3 protein-coding genes are annotated in these 4097 nt (G+C 38.1%); all 3 read left to right on the forward strand.

The window, feature by feature from the left end; all coding sequences use genetic code 11:
• The first annotated feature begins 637 nt into the window (after positions 1 to 637).
• The 3 genes from O9295_RS23575 (at position 638) to O9295_RS23585 (ending at position 3934) form a co-directional block, all read left to right on the forward strand.
• Positions 638 to 1810 (forward strand): glycosyltransferase family 2 protein, encoded by a 1173-nt coding sequence (locus tag O9295_RS23575; protein WP_288035738.1) that lies wholly within the window; start codon positions 638 to 640, stop codon positions 1808 to 1810.
• 80 nt (positions 1811 to 1890) lie between these two features.
• Positions 1891 to 2106 carry a class I SAM-dependent methyltransferase gene (locus O9295_RS23580; RefSeq protein WP_288035739.1) on the forward strand — a complete coding sequence of 72 codons (216 nt, stop codon included), beginning with the start codon at positions 1891 to 1893 and terminating at the stop codon, positions 2104 to 2106.
• A 139-nt stretch (positions 2107 to 2245) separates the two neighbouring features.
• Positions 2246 to 3934, forward strand: coding sequence for a hypothetical protein (locus O9295_RS23585; protein WP_288035741.1), 1689 nt, complete (start codon positions 2246 to 2248; stop codon positions 3932 to 3934).
• Positions 3935 to 4097: the final 163 nt, after the last annotated feature.

Raw genomic sequence — 4097 nt, forward strand, 5'->3', positions numbered from 1 at the left:
TAACCCTTATATAGAAAGGCATTTAGCGATTTTTGTCAATTATTTTTGATCTAGAGCGAACTAATCAATTAAGTCTCTTACCAGATAAGGATTTAGTCGATTTATGACCCCCTATCGAACCATACCAAGTAACGAAGAACCTTATTTCTTTTGCCTTATCTATAATTTGACTGCGCTTATTTTTGTATGTTGCAGTCGATCTGGCATTTTTCTCCGCAGCTTCACGTTACCTATTCCCCAGTAATCCATTGCTATCGGCACTGTCAATTCTAAACTTATATGTTACAACTAAACTTTTAAGGTCATTTCGATTTTCAGCTTGATATAGCTAAGGTTTATGGCTGTGAAACCAAGATAAACTTCAATTTTTTATTTTTCAGTATCATTTTCTCTGGGTTGCCGAATTTTTGCCCTAAGCCGTTCGTAATCTAAACCCCGTTGTTGAGATGCTCAAGGCCCTGTCTAGCTTAGATAGCTTCGGAAATCTGGATAATGAACACCCCAATCATTATAGGTTATGTGGGACAAAGACAAGCCAATCAATTAAGGCAGCACTATTGAGCAATCAAAAATCTGTTGTCACAAATGTCAATAATCCTGTTATACTCTTGAGCAAAACGACTCCACCGCCATTGTTATGCTGGAAAATCAGGTCAGGGCAGATGCCGCCTCTAAGGAGCAGATACCTACTCTAGAATTATCGATCATCATGCCCTGTCTCAACGAGGCGGAAACCCTGGCCACCTGTATCGGCAAAGCACGAGATTATCTGGAACAACACAAAATTGCGGGAGAGGTGCTAATCGCCGATAATGGCAGTAGCGACGGTTCCCAAGAAATTGCCACTAATTCAGGGGCGCGGGTGGTTCCCATCCCGGAAAGGGGTTATGGTAGCGCCCTGCGGGGAGGTATCGCCGCCGCCAAAGGTCAGTACATTATTATGGGGGATGCCGATGATAGCTATGACTTTACCAATCTCTCGCCTTTCCTAGAAAAATTGCGACAGGGTTACGATTTGGTGATGGGCAATCGTTTTCAGGGGGGAATTAAACCAGGGGCGATGCCAGTATTGCATAAGTATCTGGGCAATCCTGTCTTGACTTGGTTAGGACGGTTATTTTTTGGCAGCCCCTGTGGTGATTTTCACTGTGGATTGCGCGGGTTTAGTAAACAGGCGATCGAACAATTGAACCTACGCACCACTGGCATGGAATTCGCCAGCGAGATGGTGGTGAAAGCATCCCTCTACGGTCTGAAAATTACCGAAGTACCAACCACTTTATCCCCTGACGGTCGCAGTCGTCCTCCCCACCTAAAAACTTGGCGCGATGGCTGGCGACATCTCCGCTTCCTCTTAATGTATAGTCCTCGCTGGTTGTTTCTCTACCCCGGACTGGCTTTAATGTTTCTGGGATTTGTGGCGACGATTTGGTTTATGACCCAACCGAGAGTTCACACCCTTCTCTATTCAGCCACAGCTTTGATTATCGGCTTTCAAATCGTCAGTTTTGCCATCTTCACAAAAGCTTTTGCTATCAGCGAAGGTTTATTACCGGAAGACCGAAAATTAAGACGATTTTTGCGTTATATTAATCTGGAGGTGGGATTGATCATTGGCGTAATTTTATTGGTACTAGGTATGGGGGGTTCACTGTATGCTTTATACATTTGGAATGCTCGACTTTATGGGGCTTTAGATCCAGCCGTGACCATGCGGATTGTCATTCCTTCCGTAACCGCTCTAGCGTTGGGAGTACAGGTGATTTTTTCTAGTTTCTTTTTAAGTGTTTTGGGATTGAAACGAAGATAAAAACAGATCAAGGTGAATTTATAGGGAGTTAACTAATTTTTATGCCGATAGGAACATTTGTTCGGAGATTGTTAAGTCCTTTGGAAAAACCAATTTCTGATATTTATCGAAACATTTTTGTTAATCTAGCTGATTTAACTCATCAAATACATAAATGGGTTAATCCTGAAATAATTCTAGAGTTAGGCTGTGGGCAAGGTGCTTTAACTGAACTTTTAGCGAGTGTCTATCCTACTTCACATATTATAGTAATCGATATTACTCCTAGAGTGGGACACATAAGTAGTCGGACATAAATTCTGTTGTCTATCTTAAGAAATGTAAATTGCCGCAATTCTTACTGACTCCTGACTCCTTACCCCACAGTTAACTTTACTTTTGTCCAACTACTTATCATTTTTTCAGATCAACTTATCAACTAAGCAAATGTCAAGCATGAATAACAATCACTCTAGTTATCAATCTTCTAATAAAGTAACAGTTAATATGGTCCTAAAGCTTATAGATGGCAAGAAACAATACTTTCTCCTGAGTTTACTATTTATAATTGCCGTGAAATTTTTTCTGATTAGAAATAGTGAAGTTTTAGGGAATCCAAAAGATTCTTGGGGCTATATCCTAATGGCAAATCAAAAAATTTGGTTTCCTACAGATAATGGAGAGTTAAGTAGATTACCATTACAGAGCCAAGGCTACTCTATATTTATACTGTTTTCCAGTCTACTTAATTTTCCTTTGCGAATCAGTCATGAGATTTTTTATATTTTATCTAATATTTTATTAGTTTATAGTTTTCGTCGCTTGAAAATACCTCGACTGATATGTATAGCTATTTTTGCAATTTTAACTTTTCATATAACAACTTTTATGTTGTTCAATACCATTTTAACTGAAACAATAGCCATTAGTTTATATCATATTCTTTTGGCTTTGACTGTCATAACTGTTATGTCAGAAAATTTAGCGAGGAAACTAATATTTTCTGTTCTTGGCGGATTGTGTTTAGGAATAATATTCATTACCCGTCCAGAGCAGATAGTGTTCTTGCTGAGTTACCTAGTTATTTTTGTTATTCTCGTATTAAGAAATAGAATCAATATAGCAAGAGCTATTCGAGAAGCTTTGCCGATTTGTATTATTCCCATTGCTATAAGTTTATTAATTACTATGTTTTTTACTCTCTTGAATGGTTTTTTTCTGGGAGTACCCGCACTCTCTCTGCCCGGTTCTGAAGCTGTTCTGGGAACTTTTGCGAAAATTCGGAGTATAGATGATGGTAAGAATCGAGATAATTTTAAGTTTATCACTATCAATCGACAACAATTACTAATAGCTTATGAAGTTAGTCCTACATTTAGTAAACTAAAACCATTAATTGAAGAAGAATTAGCAACTAGAATTACTCGACAGGGTGGAAAAGATTATGATATTGAAGTTACTATCGATTGGATTCAATGGTCGATAATAGCAGCCGCCAATAAAATAACAGATGCCAACAGCCGCAGCACTTATAAAATTTTTAATAAAATAAATTACGAGCTTGAAACCGCATTTCAACAGAAAAGAATTAAAGGTAAGGCTTTTTCTTTTAATGAAATAGATAGCGGTTATTGGCTATCTAAATTTAAACGTTCATTAACTACAACTACGGGATATTTAGTCTTTCCTCGAGTTAGCGAAAGATTTCTACAAAATACAGACGATTCGCGTTTAACTCCCGAAATGACCTCGATATTCAATCGAGTAGCCCATCGCAGAACCCACCTAATCAGCCAGAAGAATTTAAACAAAAGTCTTATTGCCTATTTAAAACGCTTAACTCCCTTAATTCATCTCATCAATATTCTCGGTATTATTTCTTTCATAGCATTATTTGTGTATTATTTGGCTAGTCCTATTCACTCGTCGTTACTTAATCAGTATATCCTGATTATTTCCTTGGCTTTATCTATCATAATACTGCGTCTATTTTTGTACACTGTAGTTGACATGGCATTTTTCCCCGCTCCCTCACGTTATCTCTTTCCCAGTAACTCATTGTTATCGGCTTTATCGCTTCTAAACTTATATGTTACCGTTAAAATTTTATACTCGAAAATAGCAAGAAATAGACAATCATCCTAGTTCTTATGGTATCCGTATTAAACAGGGTAAGCTCATCTAATTTGGTATAAATTGTACTTGACAAAGATTTCTGAATAGGGTAATCAAATCGCCATAGCACCGTCCCGCACTGCCAGTACCCAGACTTAGCCGCTGCTACCTCTGTATAATTTATAATTAGCCT

The sequence above is a fragment of the Microcystis sp. LE18-22.4A genome (assembly GCF_027531105.1).
GTDB lineage: Bacteria > Cyanobacteriota > Cyanobacteriia > Cyanobacteriales > Microcystaceae > Microcystis > Microcystis aeruginosa.